Raw genomic sequence first — 15,551 nt, 5'->3', positions numbered from 1 at the left:
GAGAAGCGCGGATCATGGAGCCGCCTCTAGCCTGCTCGCCATGGACATCACCATTCACACGACTTCTCTTCCACACGACGACCCGGACGCGTCGCTCGCCTTCTACCGCGACGTCCTCGGCTTCGAGGTCCGCAGCGATGTCGGGCAGGGCAGGATGCGCTGGATCACGGTCGGCCCGGCCGGTCAGCCGGGCACCTCGATCCTTCTGACGCCGCCTGCCGCCGATCCCGGCATCACCGGGGACGAGCGCCGCACGATCACCGAGATGATGGCCAAGGGCACCTACGGCTGGATCCTGCTGGCCACCCCGGACCTCAACGCCACGTTCGAGAAGGTGCAGGCAGGTGATACCGAGGTCGTCCAGGAGCCGACCGAGCAGCCGTACGGCGTCCGCGACTGCGCGTTCCGCGACCCCGCGGGCAACCTGGTCCGCATCCAGGAACTGCGCTGAGCCGTGCCGGTATCGATGCGTCCGTGCGGGCCGGAGTCGCGGCCACTCATGAGCAACACGGCGGCGCACCGGTGCGCAAGTGCCTGCCCTGCCGGGCGCCCGCCGGGGCCGCGTCCGGGTCCTCGTTGAGTCGGCCATGAGCCCGGGCTCCGTCCCACTGCTGTCCGGCAGTTGCCCGACCGGCGGCCGGTCGAGTCCGGCGGGCCGGTCGACACCACCGAGCGTCCGGGGTGCCTGCCGAGGCGGGCACCCCCGGGCGCTCGAACACGTCAAGGGAAAAGGAAGATGAAAGACGAAGGGGAGGGTTCTCGTGTGTGACCCCGAATGGCGGCGTGCACGCGTGCAGGCGCAGCGTCTGGCTGATCTCGCGCGGCTGCGCCGCGTCCGCGACCGGATCGACAGGGAATACGCGCAGCCGCTGAACGTGGAGGCGCTCGCCCGTGATGCGAACATGTCCGCCGGACACCTGAGTCGGCAGTTCCGGGCCGCCTACGGTGAGTCGCCGTACGCGTACCTGATGACGCGTCGCATCGAGCGGGCGACGGCGCTGCTGCGGCGGGGCGACCTCAGCGTCACCGAGGTCTGCTTCGCGGTCGGCTGCGCGTCGCTGGGAACGTTCACCACCCGCTTCACCGAGCTGGTCGGCATGCCGCCCGGGGCCTTCCGGCGCCAGGCGGCGGATGCGGCGGCCGACCATGCCGATGCTGCGGGTACGGCCCGCGATGAGGGGTCGGCGATCGCGGTGGAGGGGATGCCGGCGTGCGTGGCGAAGCAAGTCTCAAGACCGGTCAGGAATCGAGAAGCCACCGCCGCCGCGCAGCCCCTAGCGTGATGGTCATGGCAACCACCGCTTCCACCTCGGCCAGCACGTCCCTCGCGTCCGTCACCCTTGAGGTGGCCGACCCCGAGGCCGCCCGCCGCTTCTACAGCGCCTTCGGCGTGGACACGCACGTACGCCTGCGGGCGTCCGAGGCGCACTCCACCGGATTCCGCGGCTTCACCCTGGCGCTCACGGTGTCCGGGCCGGCCACCGTCGACGGCTTCGTAGGCGCCGCCGTGGACGCCGGCGCCACGGTCCTCAAGCCCGCCGCGAAATCGCTGTGGGGCTACAGCGGCGTCGTCCAGGCCCCGGACGGGACGATCTGGAAGATCGCGACCTCGGCGAAGAAGGACACCGGCCCCGCCACCCGCGAGATCGACGAGGTCGTCCTGCTGATCGGCGTCGAGGACGTGAAGGCCACCAAGCAGTTCTACGCCGGCCGGGGCATGACCGTGGCCAAGAGCGTCGGCGGCAAGTACGCCGAGTTCGCCCCCGGTCAGTCCAGCCCCATCAAGCTGGCGCTGTACAAGCGCCGTGCCCTCGCCAAGGACCTCGGCGTCCCCGTCGACGGCACCGGCTCGCACCGCATCGTCCTCGGCAGCACCGCCGACGCCTTCACCGACGCGGACGGGTTCGCCTGGGAGGCCGCCGCGTCGCTCGCCCCCACGCCGTCCTGACTCGCGGCCCCATTTCCGCCCCGCTTGACGCTCCTGTCATGCCGATCGACCGGCGAACATGCGCCGATGTGACATCCGGCCCTGGCCCGGATGTCCGGCACCGCATACCTCCACAGTGCAAGGAGTAAGACATGAAAGCCCACGTCAGCTCGATCCTCCTCGGTGTCCAGGACATGGACCGGGCCAAGCAGTTCTACACCGAGGGGCTCGGTTGGAAGATCAAGAACGACTACGGCATCTCGGTGTTCTTCGACTCGGACGGCGCCTCGCCGGTCGGTTTCTACGGTCGCGAGGGTCTGGCCGACCAGGTGGGCACGGCCTCGGAAGGCAGCGGCTTCAGCGGGCTGGTTCTGACCTACGTCGTCCGCAGTGAGGCACGGGTCGAGGAGATCATGGCAGAGGCCCAGAAGGCCGGTGCCACGATCCTCAAGCCCGCCGGTGCTCTCCCGTGGGGCGGGTACGGCGGCACCTTCGCCGACCCGGACGGCTATATCTGGAGTCTCGGCTACAGCGCCCCGGGAGCCGACCAGCCCTACGCCGAGTAGCCGCGATCGCTTGCCCCACAGCCGTCCAGGACACGGCGATGGTCCCGGTGCGGGAAGTGGCAGCGGCTGTCGGAGCCGGGCGGGCCGGATCCGCGGCGAGCCGGCAGAACAACAACAGGAGAACGATCATGAAGTTTCGCACCCTCGTCGAGCCACCCGAGCCCATGCGGGGCCTGGAAGTTCCGCCCGAGGCGGTAGCAGCGCTCGGCGGGGGCGCGCGGCCGCCGGTGACGATCACGGTCAACGGGCATTCCTGGAAGAGCCGGGTCGCCATCATGCGAGGCCGCCACCTGCTCGGCCTCAGCAACGCCAACCGGCAGGCCGCGGGTGTCGCGATCGGCGAGGAGGTCGAGGTCGAGGTCGAGCTCGACACCGAGCCGCGCGTCGTCATCGAGCCCCCGGACTTCGCCCGAGCCCTGGACGACGACCCCGTCGCGCGCGCCGCGTACGACAACCTTGCCCATGGCCGCAAGCACGAGCATGTGCGCGCCATCGAGAGCGCGAAGAGGCCCGAGACGCGCCGACGGCGTATCGAGAAGGCCATCGCCACCCTGCGGGGCTGACCCCCGAAAGCAAGGACTCCGGCGGCACGCCTCATCAGCGGCGCGATGGAGAAGCGCCGGTCGGCCACGCACGACACCTCATGCCCGGACACCCCGGGGATGTGCTCCGTCCGCCGCCTCGTACGGGCCGTGTTCTTACCCTGGACGAACGTGGTCAGCACGAGCACGTCCGGCCGAACGGGTCCTTCAGCTTCGGGCCGTTGTCCGAGGGCGGACCGAAGCGTCGCCACCGCTCCACCCCGTACGCGGTGCGGGCCACCATCCCCATCAGCGTGCGCTCCGGCCCCCGCGAACCGGACGCTCATCGTGGCCCGCACGGCCGGCTCAGGCCGTGGACCGGGACTGGTGCGGGCCGGATCGGGCGCCGGTCTCCCGGTGGAGGGCGCGCACCGCGCCCGGGTCGTGCCAGAAGGCCTTGAGCAGATCAACGACGGCCGGTGCGGCTTCGAGCAGCGGTGCGACGTGCCCCGCGCCGGGCACAGCCGCCCAGCCGCCGCAGGGCAGTCGGTCGGCGGCGGCCGCCGCGTCGTCGGGCGTCCAGGTCGCGTCGTCCGCGCCGGCGGCGAACAGCGCCGGTGCGGGGACGGAGGTCAGGGTCGAGGTCAGATCCTGCCGGTCGAGGCTCGCCGACCGGATGGCACGGGCCATCCCCCGCCTCTCGGGCCCGGAGAAGGCCTCGGCGACGAGGGCGATCGCCTCGGGATCGGCGCCCTCGCCCAGCAGCGCTGTGGTGAGGGGGCCGAGCACGGGGCCGATCGGGCCGACGGCACGGTAGACCGGGACGAGCAGGTTGATCTGCCGTCGCTCAGGGGCGGTCAGCGCGTGGACGGGCGTGCCGATGGTGGCCAGGCTGCGAACGCGGCCAGGGCTTGTGGCGGCGAAGGTGATGCCGACGTGTCCGCCCCATGCGTTGCCGACCCAGTCCACCGGCTCGTCGATGCCGAGGTGTTCGAGTACGTCGAGCGCGGCTCCGGCGCAGTCGTCGAGCGTGAACGGGTTCTCCGGAGCGGCACTTCTGCCGTGGGCCGGGCCGTCGACGATCACCAGCCGGCGGGTGGCGGCCAGCGGCTCCCGGACGTGTACCCAGGTGGTCGAGTCGACGAAGAGGCTGTGCCACAGCAGCGCCGGCGGGCCGGATCCGATCGTCTCGACGCTGAGTGGCCCGAGCCGGGTGGGAACGGACGCGCCTGCCCCGGGCGAAGGCCGGTCCATGGTGCCCTCCAAAAACGTTTCGGTAGCCGAAGCTTCGGTACCCGAAGTATCCTTCCGGGCTATGCCCTCGTCAAGTGATCTCCCGGCCGACCGCCTCGCCGTCGGCCAGCTCCTGGTCCGCCTGCTCCGGGAGTTCAGGACCGAGATGTTCGCGCCCGCCGCGGCACGGGGCTATGCCGATCTCCGCGAACCTCACCTGCAGGTCTTCGGCAACGTCGGTATCGACGGGATCCGCCTGACCGAGCTCGCCGCGCGGGCGCATCTGAGCCTGGCGGCGGCCTCGGAACTGGTGAACGAGCTTCAGGAACTCGGCTACCTCGAGCGCCGTCCCGACCCCAGCGACCGGCGGGCGAAACTGATCTTCCCCACAGGGCGCGGACGCCAGGCTCTCAACGACGCCGGCGGGCGGGTCGCCGAGATCGAGCAACACTGGTCCGACGCGGTCGGACCCGAGCAGTTCACGGCGGCCTGCCGCACCCTGCAGCAACTTCTGGACGCGCTTACCGCCACGCGGGACGACCACGGACCGGCGCCCGCATCGTGAAGCCCCGGCATCGCCGGCGATCACACGGGTCATCGGGGGTTGCCGGCGCCCGCGAAGGGAACGTGCGCCGCATGGGCCGTCCGCGTTACGACGGGGTGCTGCCACAGACCCTGTGCCTGAAGCCTCGGCGGAACGCCCTCTCCGAACCAGTACGCCTCCTCCAGGTGCGGATAGCCGGAGAGCACAACTCCGCACGAACTCCTCGACGCCGAGGGCCTGGTACTCCTTGGTCCGTTCGGCGTCCTCGTCGTGGCTGCCGACCGGCGCGGTGCCCGCGCCGCCGCGCACCAGGCCGATGCCCGCCCACAGGTCGGGACGGATCTCCAGGCACTCGCGGCTTCCACCGTGGTGCAGGGCGAACATGCGCCGCCGGCCCCCGGACTCGCCGCGGGCCGGCCCCGCCTGGATGGCGGCCCAGGCCTGCTCTGAGGTGTCACGCGTGATGACGTGCAGCCGGATGCCGAAGCTCAGGGTGCGCCCCTGTTCCGCAGCGCGTCCCCGGATCCACGCGATCTTCTGGGCGACCTGCGCGGGCGGCTCTCCCCACGTGAGGTAGACGTCCACGTAGTGGGCGGCGACCTCGCCGCCGATCGGCGAGGAAGCACCGCGGTTCCCGCCGCGGGCATGCGGACGGCCCGCAAGGGTATCCGCGACAAGGCGCCGCAACAATAGGCGTCTACACTCTCCCCGCAACGGCCCGCGCGACCGTGGCCGAGAGCGGGCAGCTTCTGCCAAACCCGAAGGGTATTCGGCGTTTTGATACGGATAGAGTCAGTTACCAAGCGGTACCCGGACGGCACGGTGGCAGTCGACCGGCTCTCACTCGAGATACCGGACCGCGCGATCACCGTCCTCGTGGGACCGTCGGGCTGCGGCAAGACGACCACGCTCCGGATGATCAACCGGATGGTCGAGCCCAGCGAGGGAACGATTCTCCTCGACGGCGTCGACATCCAGAAGCAACCGGTCAACACCCTGCGCCGGTCGATGGGTTACGTCATCCAGAACGCCGGTCTCTTCCAGCACCGCACCATCCTGGACAACATCGCCACCGTCCCCCGGCTGCTCGGCTGGGACAAGCGGCGCGCGCGGGCGCGGGCGGCGGAGCTGATGGAGCGGGTCGGGCTCGACAGCGCGCTCGCCAAGCGCTACCCGTATCAGCTGTCGGGCGGTCAGCAGCAGCGCGTCGGCGTGGCGCGGGCGCTCGCCGCGGACCCGCCGGTGCTGCTGATGGACGAGCCCTTCTCCGCCGTCGACCCCGTGGTCCGCAAGGGCCTTCAGGACGAGCTGCTGCGGATCCAGGAAGAGCTGGGCAAGACCATCGTCTTCGTCACCCACGACATCGACGAGGCCATCAAGCTCGGCACGACGGTCGCGGTCCTGCGCACCGGCGGCAGGCTCGCCCAGTTCGCGCCGCCAGCCGAGCTGCTGTCCGCACCCGTGGACGAGTTCGTCGAGGACTTCCTCGGCACCGACCGCGGGATCCGGCGGCTGTCCTTCTTCTCCTCCTCGGGGCTGAAGCTGAGGACCGGGCCCGTCGTCGCCCTGGACGCGGACGCGCGGCAGATCGCCGCCCGCACCACCGCGGACGTGCCCTACCTCCTCGTCACCGACCTGGACGGCAGGCCGCTGGGCTGGAGCGAGCCCGGGCTGCTGACCGCGGGGACGATCGATCCCGGCCGCCTCCTGCCCTACGGGCGGCCGTTCGAGCACGGCAAGGAGTCGCTGCGGGCCGCGCTCGACGGCGCCGTGCTGTCGCCGACCGGCTGGTCCGTCGGCGTGGACGGCACCGGCCGGGTCGTCGGCGTCGTCTCGCAGCAGGCCATCAGCGAGGCCATCCGCGGCGCCCACGCCGGGGACCGTACGGCCCGCGCCGACGCCGAGGTCGCCGGATGAGCGGCTTCTTCGACATCCCGAGCGACCTCCAGCACAGCTGGTTCGGCCTGATCGGACTGCATCTGCGCGAGGCCCTGCTGCCGGTGCTGGCCGCGCTGGTGATCAGCCTGCCCATCGCGCAGCTGTGCGTGCGGTACCGCTGGGTCTACGCCCCCACGCTGGGCGTGACGACCGTGCTGTACGCCATCCCGTCGCTGGCCTTCTTCGTCGTCCTCATCGACTACACCGGCCAGACCGAACTCACCGTGATGATCCCGCTCGCCGTCTACAGCCTGGTCGTTCTGGTCCCGGCGATCGTCGACGGCGTCCGCTCGGTGCCGCAGGAGACCCTGGCGGCGGCCACGGCCATGGGCTTCGGCCCCGTACGCCGCTACGTCCAGGTGCAGCTGCCCATCGCGGTTCCGGCGATCATCGCCGGCCTGCGGGTGGCGACCGTTTCCAGCATCAGCCTCGTCAGCGTCGGCATGCTGATCGGCAACCAGGGCGCGCTGGGCAACCTGCTCAACGACGCGCAGATCTACCACCGGCCGGTGCTCGCGGTGAACTCCGTGGTGACGACGGCCGTGCTGGCGGTGGTCGTCGACGCGGTGCTCGTCGCCCTGCGCCTGCTGCTGACCCCCTGGATGCCGAAGGAGAGCGCGGCCCGGTGAACGTACTGCACTTCATCAACGTCTTCTTCAGCGACAGCGCGCACTGGCACGGCTACGACGGCATCCCCACCCGCGTCGTCGAGCACATCCAGTACTCCCTGGAGGCGCTCGCGCTGGCCGCCGTCATCGGACTGCCGATCGGCCTGGTCACCGGTCACTACGGACGCGGCGGCAACACCCTGGCGATGACCGCCACGGCCGGCCGCGCACTGCCCACCTTCGGCCTGCTCGTCCTGGTCGTCACCTGGCTGGGCTTCGGCCTGGGGCCGGTGATGATCCCGCTGGTCGTGCTCGCCGTCCCGCCGATCCTGGTCACCACCTACGAGGCGGTACGCACGGTCGATGCCTCGTCCGTCGACGCGGCGCGGGGCATGGGCATGCCCGAGTCACGCATCCTCTTCCTGGTGGAACTCCCGGCCGCGCTCCCGCTGATCCTCAGCGGCCTGCGCTCGGCCGCCATCCAGATCGTCTCCACGGCCACCATCGCCGCTTACGTGGGCCTCGGCGGCCTCGGCCGCTACATCATCGACGGCCTCTACCAGCGCAACTACGAGAAGGTCGTGGGCGGCGCCACCCTGGTGGCCGTGATGGCGCTGGCGACGCTCGCGATCTTCTGGGCGATCGCACGGCTCACGGTGTCCGCGGGAGTGCGCCGCCCCGCCTGACACCCGCGGCGGCACGAAACACGGCCGGGCCCGGGGCGGTTCTCCATCGCCCCGGGCCCCGCGCGTCAGTGCTCAGCCGCCGGTGCGCTCCAGCGCCAGTTCCAGTACCACCAGCAGCGCGTCCCGCACCGAGCCGCGCTCGCGGGCGTCGAACACCACCACCGGCACGTGCTCGGCGACGTCCAGCGCCCAGCGGACCTCGTCCAGCGAGTGCTCGACGGTTCCGTCGAAGGCGTTGAGCGCGACGGCGAACGGGATCTGCCGGTGCTCGAAGTAGTCGACGGCCGCGTAGCAGTCGTCCAGGCGGCGGCTGTCGACGATGACGAGACCGCCGACCGCGCCCTCCACGATGTCGTCCCACATGAAGCCGAACCGCTCCTGCCCGGGTGTCCCGAACAGATAGAGCTTCAAGGTGGGGTCGATGGTCAGGCAGCCGAAGTCCATGGCCACCGTGGTCGTGGTCTTGCGCGGCGTCTGGCTGAGGTCGTCCACGCCGGCCGCCACCTCGGTGATGGCGGCCTCGGTGGTCAGCGGCTCTATCTCGGAGATGGAACCGACGGCCGTGGTCTTGCCGACGCCGAAGCCGCCCGCTATCACCATCTTGACCGGCAGCGGCGGTCGTACGACGGCTTGTGCGGCCGTGCCGCCGCGGAGCAGCGGTTGAGTCGGTGTCACGGAGTACTCCCCCGGGAGTCGGAGACGGCCCGCAGGCCGTCGATAACCCTTCGCAGGACGGATGCGTCATGGGTGGCACCGAAGTCGGGCACATGGACCGTGAGCTGTCCCGCGGCGCGCAAGTCCTCGGCGAGGACCCGCACCACGTTCAGGTGCAGCCGCAGCCGGGCCGCGATCTCGGCGATGGACTGCGGCTGCCGGCAGGCGGCAACGATGTCGTACTGCTCGAAGGCGAGCTTGTCGAGCGTCTTGAGCCCGGCGGCGGTGGCCACCACCTGGGTCTCCACCGGAATCGGCCGGCCGGTCGCGGGCGCCACCCGGCCGGCCGTGAGGAGGAACGGGCGTACGGCCGAGGCAGGGCCGACCGGCTCGGGGCCCGGGGGCGTCACGCCGTCCTCGCCGGCCGGTGTGCGACCGTCCGCCATAAGTCGTGTCTTCCTCTCCGCACCGGGCCGTCGCCGGTCAGCGTGCCGAGGCGGCGCCGACGGTGTTCTTCAGCTCCAGCACCAACTGCGGACTGAGCGCGGTGCCGGCCCGGTTGGCGAACAGCGTCATCTCGTAGGCGATGTTGCCGAGCTTGGCCTCCTTGTCGGTGACGACGCCGAGCACGGCGCCGCTGCCGATCGCGGAGACGATGACGTGGCCGCCCTCCAGGTCGATGATCACCTTGTTGAGACCGCCGAGGCCGTAGTTGCCGGAGGCGCCCGCGGCCAGGCTCGTGATGCCGGAGACGATGGCGGCCAGCCGCTCGGAGTGGGCGCGTTCACGCAGCTCCGACACGGCGATGAGCAGCCCGTCGGAAGAGACGGCGATGGCGTCGACAACGCCCGCGGTCTCGGTGGCGAAACGGTTCAGCAGCCAGTTGAAGTCGGCTGCGGCGGCCTGCAGGTCGGTCGTCGGAGTGTCACCTGTCGGCGTGCTCACTGCTCGGCTCCTTCTGGGAGGTGGTTCGGGCGATGCGTAAGGGGGGCGGCCTCGGTTCCGGGGTCCGCACCCGTGGCGGCGGTGCTGTCGTCGACTACCAAGTGGGTGCCGGTGTCGCTGTCGCGGTGGGCACGCTCGACGGCGGCCTCGAACTCCTCCAGCGCGGACCGAACGGCCTCGGCGTCACCCGGTTGCATGGGCTGAGCGGCCTGGAGGCCGGCCGGCTCCGGAACCGCTCCGGTAGTCGTCCTCAAGGTGGCCCCGCGGACCCGGCGGCGCAAGGAGGGCTGGCCCGCGGGGTCGTCGGCCGGTGCCTCCTTACGGGGCCCGGGCACCAGCGGCCGCCGTTCGGCGGCTCCGTTCGTCTCCCTGCGCGGCACACGGCGTGGGAGCGGCGCCCCTTCCGCGGTGGCGGGCGGCACGGTGCTCTCGCTCGTCCTCACCGGCACAGCGGCGTGGGGACCCGTGGACCGGACGGTGTCCGCGGCCGCGTCGGCAACGGCGGTCCCGGCGCCCGGCGCGGCCGTCGAGGGCAGGGGGGCGCTCGCCGCAAGACGTGTCGCCGGGCCGCCGGAGTCCACCGCGCTCATGCTCAGGAGCAGGGTCGAGGGGATCGCGACCTCGGCGGTCACACCACCGCCAGGAGTGCGGGACAGCGTCACCCCCACCTCCCAGCGGCGCGCCAGCGTGCCGACCACGAACAGGCCGAGCACCTTCGTCGGGACGAGGTCCAGGCGCTCGCGACGGATCAGCCGGGCGTTCTCCTCCGCAAGGCGCTCGGCGCTCATGCCGAGGCCGTGGTCGGCCACGGCGATCAGGGCGTCCCCGTCGCCGGAGCGCACGGTCACCTCGACGGGGCTGCCCGCCGGGGAGAACGAGACGGCGTTCTCCACGAGTTCCGCCACCATCAGCGTGAGGTCGCCGATGATGTCCGGCTCGACCATGGCCTCGGTCTCGGCGTAGAGCCGCACCCGCTGGTAGCCCTCGATCTGGCCCAGTGCCGCCCGCACCACGTTGGTGAGCGCGGTGGGACCCGAGTCCAGGACGGTCTCCCGGATGTCCGCCAGCAGCATCAGGCTGTCGGCGTTGCGTCGCAGGCGCACGGCGATGTGGTCGATGGAGTAGAGCCGCTCCAGCAATGCCGGGTCGGTCTCGCCCCGTTCGACCGCGTCGATCAACGCGAGCTGACGTGTTGTCAGGTTACTGACCCGGCGTCCCACGTTGCCGAACATCTCGGCGACGTTGCGGCGGCTGAGCACCTGGCGCTCCAGCAGCGCGGCGGCGGTCGTCTGCACCTGGTTGAACGCCTGGGCGAGATCGCCGATCTCGTCCCGCGCCGTGACGGGCACATCGCGCACGCGCGGCGGGCCGGCATCCTCGGTGTCGTCGTCGGCCACCCGGGCCAGCTCGCGACTGGTGGCGGCCGACATCTCCTGCGCGGCCACGGTGAGCGCGTGCACCGGGCGGACCACCGACCGGCGGACCACGACCGACAGGGCCAGCCACACCAGGAAGCCGAACAGCGCAACGGCCAGCAGCAGGGCGGCCCGCCACCACGCGTCGCCGGAAGCGTCGTCGGCGGTGTCGGCGATCTGGTCGATGAGCGAGGAGGTGATCCTCAGCCGGCCGGCCGCCTGCGCGGGATAGGCCGGGTAGTCGGCCAGCGCGCCGCTGAACGCCCGGTGGATCTCCGCCGGGGTGTCCGCCTGCAGGGAACTGGGGTCGATCTGGAGCTCGGCGTACGCCTGCGCGATCCGGCGCTGGGGCTCGGTGCGCTCGATGCCGGAGAGCTCGTCGGCCTGCTGCTCGGTGGCGAACCGGGCGAAGCGGTCCGCCTGGTAGGTGTACAGCTGGTAGGAGCCGACCGCCGCGTTGAACTCGATGAGGGCGTTGGCGTCACCGGTCGTCGCCGAGAACACGCTTGTCTCGAAGGAGCTGTGCGCGACGTCCGCCCGCAGCAGGGAGTCCAGCAGATTGCCGGTGAAGGTGGCCGCGAGGGCCGCGTTCCGGTCCAGGCCGAGACCGTCGATCAGCCCCTTGACGACGCCCGTGTAGGCGGGGTCGATGTTGTCGGCGGGCAGATAGCTCTGCTCCACCGTCTCACGGAGGCTGGTCAGGCCCTCGATCTCCCTCAGGGACTGCGCCTCGGACTCCGGTAGCCCGTCCCCGAAAGCCTGACGCACCTTCGCCACCTGGGCGTCCACCGACCGCTGCGCCCTGCGGTACGCGTCGGTCGAGGGCCGTGCGCCGCGGCCGGCCGCCTCGAAGCGCACCGAGAGCAGGATGGCCTGCTGGTGCTCGGCCTCCACGCGGTCGGCCAGGGTCGCCACCTGGGTGCTGTCGCGGACCAGTTGGGCCGCGGACGCCGCCTCCCGCGCCCGCCCCGCCTGGTCGGCGATGAGATAGGTGAGCAGCAGGGCCACCACGGCCAGCGGGACACCTACCAGGACGTTGAGCTTGCGCCGGAACGGCCAGCGGTCGGCGAACCCCAGGGGCCCGTCGCCCGGCGGCGGGGCAGCCCGGCGGGTGGGCTCGTCCACCTGCACCGTGGGCACCTGGCCTCCTTCATGGGGGTGTGGTCGATGATGCGCGAAGGCATCCAAGCGGCCCCCGCACACAGCTGTGGCCGATGCAACAGCGGTGAATCTATCGCGCCTTCGAAGCTGCGTTCGCCACGCCTCATGTCAAGAGTTCGTTACAAGGCGACCGCCCACTCTCCACATTTGCGCATCAAGGAGGCTAATCGGTGACCCGAGTGCTCTTGACTGACTGGGAACCGGCTGGGTTGGATCAGGATCGTACGTGTGCCCGCACGCCACACGCCCTGCCAGACCCAGCCCCCACCAATCGCCGAGTCCGGAACGAGAATTGTGACTTCTTACGCGAAGAGCACCAGGTCAAGCACGAGCAGCCGCAGCGTGGCCGCCCTCGCACTCGCGGCCGCCACGGCACTCGTCGCCGGGTGTGGGTCGTCCTCCGACGGCAAGTCCGACAACCCGCTCTCGGGAGACAAAGCCGGGGGTGACACCGTCGTCGTAGGCTCCAACAACTTCGCCGAGAGCATCCTGCTGGCCGACATCTACGGCGAGGCCCTCAAGGCGAAGGGTGTCAACGTCACGTACAAGCCCAACATCGGCAGCCGCGAGACCACGTACGGCCTGCTCAAGAACGGCTCGATCACCGTCCTGCCGGAGTACAACGGCGCCCTGCTGGCCTACCTCGACAAGGACGCCACGCCGAAGACGATCGAGGAGACCACAGCCGCCATCGGCATCAAGCTCGACCCCAAGCTGACGCTGCTGGAGCCGGCGCCCGCGCAGGACAAGGACTCGGTCACCGTGAACGCGGCGACGGCCGCGAAGTACAAGCTCACCGGCACGTCCTCGATCGCGGACCTCAAGGACATCGCCAAGGACCTGGCCCTCGGAGCCTCGCCCGAGTTCCAGACCCGGCAGCAGGGTCTGGTGGGCCTGAAGGACGTGTACGGGCTGGACTTCAAGTCCTTCAAGGCGCTGGACGCGGGCGGCCCGCTGACCGCGGCGGCGCTGACGAAGAACACCGTGCAGGTGGCCGACATCTTCACCACGGACCCGACCATCGCCAAGGAGAAGTTCGTGGTCCTCCAGGACCCGAAGAACCTCTTCGGGTTCGAGAACGTGCAGCCGCTCGTCTACAAGTCCGGACTGGACCAGAAGGGCGTCGACGCCCTCAACGCGGTCTCGGCCAAGCTCGACACGGCGGCCCTGCTCGACCTGGACACCCAGGTGCAGACGCAGAGCAAGGACCCGCTGGACGTCGCGCAGGCCTGGCTGAAGTCCGTCGGCCTCGGCTGATCCACGGCTCCATGGACACGACTCTGAACGGCTCGACGCGGGTGCCCCCGGATCCCGAGGGCACCGGCGTCGAGCTGGACGGGCGTGGCCTCACCGTGCCGGACGTGGTCCGGCTGGCCGACGCGGCCGCCGCGCCGGCCGTACCCCCCGACGCTCTCGACCGGGCCCTGCGCTCCTGGCAGGCGGCCGGCAGGCTCGCCGCCACCGGACGGCTGTACGGCCGCGGGACCGGCGTGGGCGCGCACCGCTCGGTGCCGGTCACCGAGCAGGACGAGGCCGAGCACGGTCTGCGTCTCCTGCGCAGCCACGCGGGCGGCGCCGGGGCGCTGCTGCCGGCCCGCCAGGTCCGGGCCATGCTGGCCGTCCGCGCCAACCAGCTGCTCTCCGGCGGCTCCGGTATCCAGCCCGCCTTCATCACCGCCCTCACCGACGCACTGCGGCTCGGCGTACACCCGGCGGTCAACGAGTACGGCGGTCTCGGCACCGGTGACCTCACCGCCCTCGCCCAGACCGGCCTCACCCTGATCGGCGAACGCCCCTGGCTGACCGGCCGCCCCCGCCCGGACGGGTCCGGGCCGCCGGGCGTCGACGACGGCCGGGTGTCGGCGGATGCCCTGCCCGGTGTCCTGCCGTCCGGATTCCCCGTGCAGCGGCGCGGCGGCGCCCGGACGGAGCCGGGAGACGCGGGCCTCGGTCCCGCCGATCCGTCGTCGCGACTGCCCGCGCCCGTGGTGCCGCAACCCGGCGACGCGCTCGCGCTGCTCAGCAGCAACGCGCTCACCCTGGGCCAGGCAGCACTCGCCTGCCACCACCTCGACCTGCTGCTCCGCGCCACGCACGCCGTCGCCGCGCTGTCGCTCGCGGCGGTCTCCGGGTCGCTGGAGGCGTACGCGCCCGAAGTGCACGCCCTGCGTCCCTATCCCGGAGTCACCCGCGCGGCCGCCGAGGTGCGCAGGCTGCTGGGCGTGCCCGGCAGGCCGTACGGCGCCGGCCGCCGGATCCAGGACCCGTTCGGTTTCCGTGCCTTCCCGCAGGCACACGGACCCGCCCTGGACGCCGCCGACGCCCTGCGCCGGATCGTGGAGGTCGAGATCAACTGCCCGTCGGAGAACCCTCTGATCTCCTCCGACGGCACCGCGGCCCATCACCACGGAGCCTTCTACGCGGCCCCGCTCGGACTCGCCCTGGACGGGCTGAACCTGGCCGTCCTGCAGACGGCCCAGTTGTCCGCGGCCCGGCTGACCGCCCTCGGCCGCCCCGACATCACCGGCCTGCCCGCCTTCCTGGCCACGGGCCCGGCGAGCAGTTCGGGCGCGATGATCCTGGAGTACACCGCCAACTCGGCCCTGGCGGACCTGCGCTCATGTGCCACGCCCGCCTCGGCCGGCCACGCGGTGCTCTCCCACGGCCTGGAGGAGGCAGCGAGCTTCGCCTCCCAGGCCGCCCGCCAGTCGCTGCGCGCCGGCGACGCCTACACCACCGTGCTGGCCTGCGAACTCGTCACCGCGGTGCGGGCGCTGCGGCTGCATCCGGCGCCGCCGGCCGTGCCCGCGTTCACCGTGGCCGACGCGGTGCTCCCGGCCGGGACCGAGGACCGCCCGCTGACGGCGGACGTGACGGCGGCGGCCGACCTGCTGCCGGTGCTCGCCGCTCTCTGAGCGCCACCACGGTTGTCATCACGTACGGGGCGACTCGGGCCCGGCGGCGGCCGTGACTCCGGCGATCTCCACCGCGTGGCGGCGTGCCTGCGTATGCGCCTCCTCCAGTGAGGCACGGTGCTGCGGGAGCAGGTGACGGAGCGGCTCCACGGTGGGGGCGTAGGTCAGTTCGGGCGTGATGGGGCGGACGTCCAGAGCCAGGAGGTTCGCGTCGCCGAGAATCGTCCGCAGCGCCGGGACCAGGAAGTCCTTGCCGTGCTGGGGTGCGCCGGGTCCGTAGCACTCCCTGACCGGGCTCGGCACCTCACTGCTGTCCACCGTGCTGGAACTGACCGCCTGGTCCGCCGAGAGGCACACGGAGATCCGGCACCACCAGAACGACTACGACACGCACAAGGCGTAGGCACCGCCGCCGCCCCCGCCAGGCCGGATTGCTCT

The 15,551-nt window shown here is 71.6% G+C and carries 16 protein-coding genes and 2 pseudogenes; 11 read left to right on the top strand and 7 right to left on the bottom strand.

The annotated features are described in order from the left end of the window. Positions 1 to 40 precede the first annotated feature (40 nt). From RV983_RS35860 to RV983_RS35840, 5 genes are all read left to right on the top strand, one after another. Positions 41 to 451 carry a VOC family protein gene (locus tag RV983_RS35860; RefSeq protein ID WP_475989886.1) on the top strand — a complete coding sequence of 137 codons (411 nt, stop codon included), beginning with the start codon at positions 41 to 43 and terminating at the stop codon, positions 449 to 451. Positions 452 to 761: 310 nt separating this feature from the next. Further along, the gene (locus RV983_RS35855; RefSeq protein WP_475989885.1) at positions 762 to 1,283 is read left to right on the top strand and encodes a helix-turn-helix transcriptional regulator; all 522 of its coding nucleotides are present in this window, start codon (positions 762 to 764) and stop codon (positions 1,281 to 1,283) included. Further along, positions 1,283 to 1,948 (top strand): glyoxalase, encoded by a 666-nt coding sequence (locus tag RV983_RS35850; RefSeq protein ID WP_475989884.1) that lies wholly within the window; start codon positions 1,283 to 1,285, stop codon positions 1,946 to 1,948. Before RV983_RS35855 ends, RV983_RS35850 begins: the two co-directional genes overlap by 1 nt. A gap of 131 nt (positions 1,949 to 2,079) precedes the next feature. Further along, positions 2,080 to 2,493, top strand: a complete 414-nt coding sequence (locus RV983_RS35845; protein WP_475989883.1) for a VOC family protein — start codon at positions 2,080 to 2,082, stop codon at positions 2,491 to 2,493. Positions 2,494 to 2,621: 128 nt separating this feature from the next. Beyond that, on the top strand, positions 2,622 to 3,056 hold the full coding sequence (locus tag RV983_RS35840) for a YdeI/OmpD-associated family protein (RefSeq protein WP_475989882.1): 435 nt from the start codon (positions 2,622 to 2,624) through the stop codon (positions 3,054 to 3,056). Between the two features lie 324 nt (positions 3,057 to 3,380). Here the strand turns inward: RV983_RS35840 and RV983_RS35835 are convergent, their stop codons facing one another. Beyond that, the gene (locus RV983_RS35835; RefSeq protein WP_475989881.1) at positions 3,381 to 4,268 is read right to left on the bottom strand and encodes an alpha/beta fold hydrolase; all 888 of its coding nucleotides are present in this window, start codon (positions 4,266 to 4,268) and stop codon (positions 3,381 to 3,383) included. Positions 4,269 to 4,329: 61 nt separating this feature from the next. Here RV983_RS35835 and RV983_RS35830 point away from each other — a divergent pair, with 61 nt between their 5' ends. Further along, entirely contained in the window at positions 4,330 to 4,812 is a 483-nt protein-coding gene (locus RV983_RS35830) for a MarR family winged helix-turn-helix transcriptional regulator (RefSeq protein ID WP_475989880.1), read from the top strand. 29 nt (positions 4,813 to 4,841) lie between these two features. Here the strand turns inward: RV983_RS35830 and RV983_RS35825 are convergent. Further along, a pseudogene (locus tag RV983_RS35825) lies at positions 4,842 to 5,418 on the bottom strand (LLM class flavin-dependent oxidoreductase); the annotation flags it as partial. Positions 5,419 to 5,568: 150 nt separating this feature from the next. Here RV983_RS35825 and RV983_RS35820 point away from each other — a divergent pair. From RV983_RS35820 to RV983_RS35810, 3 genes are read left to right on the top strand one after another with little or no spacing between them, the layout of a single operon-like run. Next, positions 5,569 to 6,708 carry an ABC transporter ATP-binding protein gene (locus tag RV983_RS35820; protein ID WP_475989879.1) on the top strand — a complete coding sequence of 380 codons (1,140 nt, stop codon included), beginning with the start codon at positions 5,569 to 5,571 and terminating at the stop codon, positions 6,706 to 6,708. Next, positions 6,705 to 7,358 (top strand): ABC transporter permease, encoded by a 654-nt coding sequence (locus tag RV983_RS35815; RefSeq protein ID WP_475989878.1) that lies wholly within the window; start codon positions 6,705 to 6,707, stop codon positions 7,356 to 7,358. The genes RV983_RS35820 and RV983_RS35815 overlap by 4 nt, the downstream gene beginning before the upstream one ends. Beyond that, a complete protein-coding gene (locus RV983_RS35810; RefSeq protein ID WP_475989877.1) occupies positions 7,355 to 8,023 on the top strand; it encodes an ABC transporter permease in 669 nt (222 codons plus the stop codon). Before RV983_RS35815 ends, RV983_RS35810 begins: the two co-directional genes overlap by 4 nt. A 72-nt stretch (positions 8,024 to 8,095) precedes the next feature. Here RV983_RS35810 and RV983_RS35805 read toward each other — a convergent pair whose 3' ends face one another. From RV983_RS35805 to RV983_RS35790, 4 genes and pseudogenes are all read right to left on the bottom strand, one after another. Then, complete coding sequence (locus tag RV983_RS35805; protein WP_475989876.1) at positions 8,096 to 8,698, bottom strand: GTP-binding protein; 603 nt, start codon at positions 8,696 to 8,698, stop codon at positions 8,096 to 8,098. Continuing rightward, positions 8,688 to 9,123, bottom strand: a pseudogene (locus RV983_RS35800) (DUF742 domain-containing protein); the annotation flags it as partial. The gene RV983_RS35805 and the pseudogene RV983_RS35800, both read right to left, overlap by 11 nt. A gap of 37 nt (positions 9,124 to 9,160) precedes the next feature. Then, positions 9,161 to 9,622, bottom strand: coding sequence for a roadblock/LC7 domain-containing protein (locus tag RV983_RS35795; RefSeq protein WP_319662430.1), 462 nt, complete (start codon positions 9,620 to 9,622; stop codon positions 9,161 to 9,163). Further along, complete coding sequence (locus RV983_RS35790; RefSeq protein WP_475989875.1) at positions 9,619 to 12,177, bottom strand: sensor histidine kinase; 2,559 nt, start codon at positions 12,175 to 12,177, stop codon at positions 9,619 to 9,621. The genes RV983_RS35795 and RV983_RS35790 overlap by 4 nt, the downstream gene beginning before the upstream one ends. 315 nt (positions 12,178 to 12,492) lie before the next feature. Here RV983_RS35790 and RV983_RS35785 point away from each other — a divergent pair, with 315 nt between their 5' ends. Both RV983_RS35785 and RV983_RS35780 read left to right on the top strand, forming a co-directional pair. Continuing rightward, a complete protein-coding gene (locus RV983_RS35785) occupies positions 12,493 to 13,455 on the top strand; it encodes an ABC transporter substrate-binding protein (protein ID WP_475989874.1) in 963 nt (320 codons plus the stop codon). Positions 13,456 to 13,466: 11 nt separating this feature from the next. Continuing rightward, positions 13,467 to 15,113: an aromatic amino acid ammonia-lyase gene (locus RV983_RS35780; protein WP_475989873.1), complete on the top strand. Its 1,647-nt coding sequence runs from the start codon at positions 13,467 to 13,469 to the stop codon at positions 15,111 to 15,113. An 18-nt stretch (positions 15,114 to 15,131) separates the two neighbouring features. Here the strand turns inward: RV983_RS35780 and RV983_RS35775 are convergent, their stop codons facing one another. After that, the gene (locus RV983_RS35775) at positions 15,132 to 15,470 is read right to left on the bottom strand and encodes a hypothetical protein (RefSeq protein ID WP_475989872.1); all 339 of its coding nucleotides are present in this window, start codon (positions 15,468 to 15,470) and stop codon (positions 15,132 to 15,134) included. Positions 15,471 to 15,551 lie beyond the last annotated feature (81 nt).

The organism is Streptomyces sp. RLA123, from assembly GCF_056270165.1.
This window is presented reverse-complemented; position numbering and strand designations above follow the sequence as displayed.

What these genes read in the sequence shown, in the direction of transcription:
- RV983_RS35850 (WP_475989884.1), top strand. Translation starts at nt 1,283, where the DNA reads ATGGTCATGGCAACCACCGCTTCCACCTCGGCCAGCACGTCCCTCGCG.
- RV983_RS35830 (WP_475989880.1), top strand. Translation starts at nt 4,330, where the DNA reads ATGCCCTCGTCAAGTGATCTCCCGGCCGACCGCCTCGCCGTCGGCCAG.
- RV983_RS35835 (WP_475989881.1), bottom strand. Translation starts at nt 4,268, where the DNA reads ATGGACCGGCCTTCGCCCGGGGCAGGCGCGTCCGTTCCCACCCGGCTC.
- RV983_RS35840 (WP_475989882.1), top strand. Translation starts at nt 2,622, where the DNA reads ATGAAGTTTCGCACCCTCGTCGAGCCACCCGAGCCCATGCGGGGCCTG.
- RV983_RS35845 (WP_475989883.1), top strand. Translation starts at nt 2,080, where the DNA reads ATGAAAGCCCACGTCAGCTCGATCCTCCTCGGTGTCCAGGACATGGAC.
- RV983_RS35815 (WP_475989878.1), top strand. Translation starts at nt 6,705, where the DNA reads ATGAGCGGCTTCTTCGACATCCCGAGCGACCTCCAGCACAGCTGGTTC.
- RV983_RS35860 (WP_475989886.1), top strand. Translation starts at nt 41, where the DNA reads ATGGACATCACCATTCACACGACTTCTCTTCCACACGACGACCCGGAC.
- RV983_RS35780 (WP_475989873.1), top strand. Translation starts at nt 13,467, where the DNA reads ATGGACACGACTCTGAACGGCTCGACGCGGGTGCCCCCGGATCCCGAG.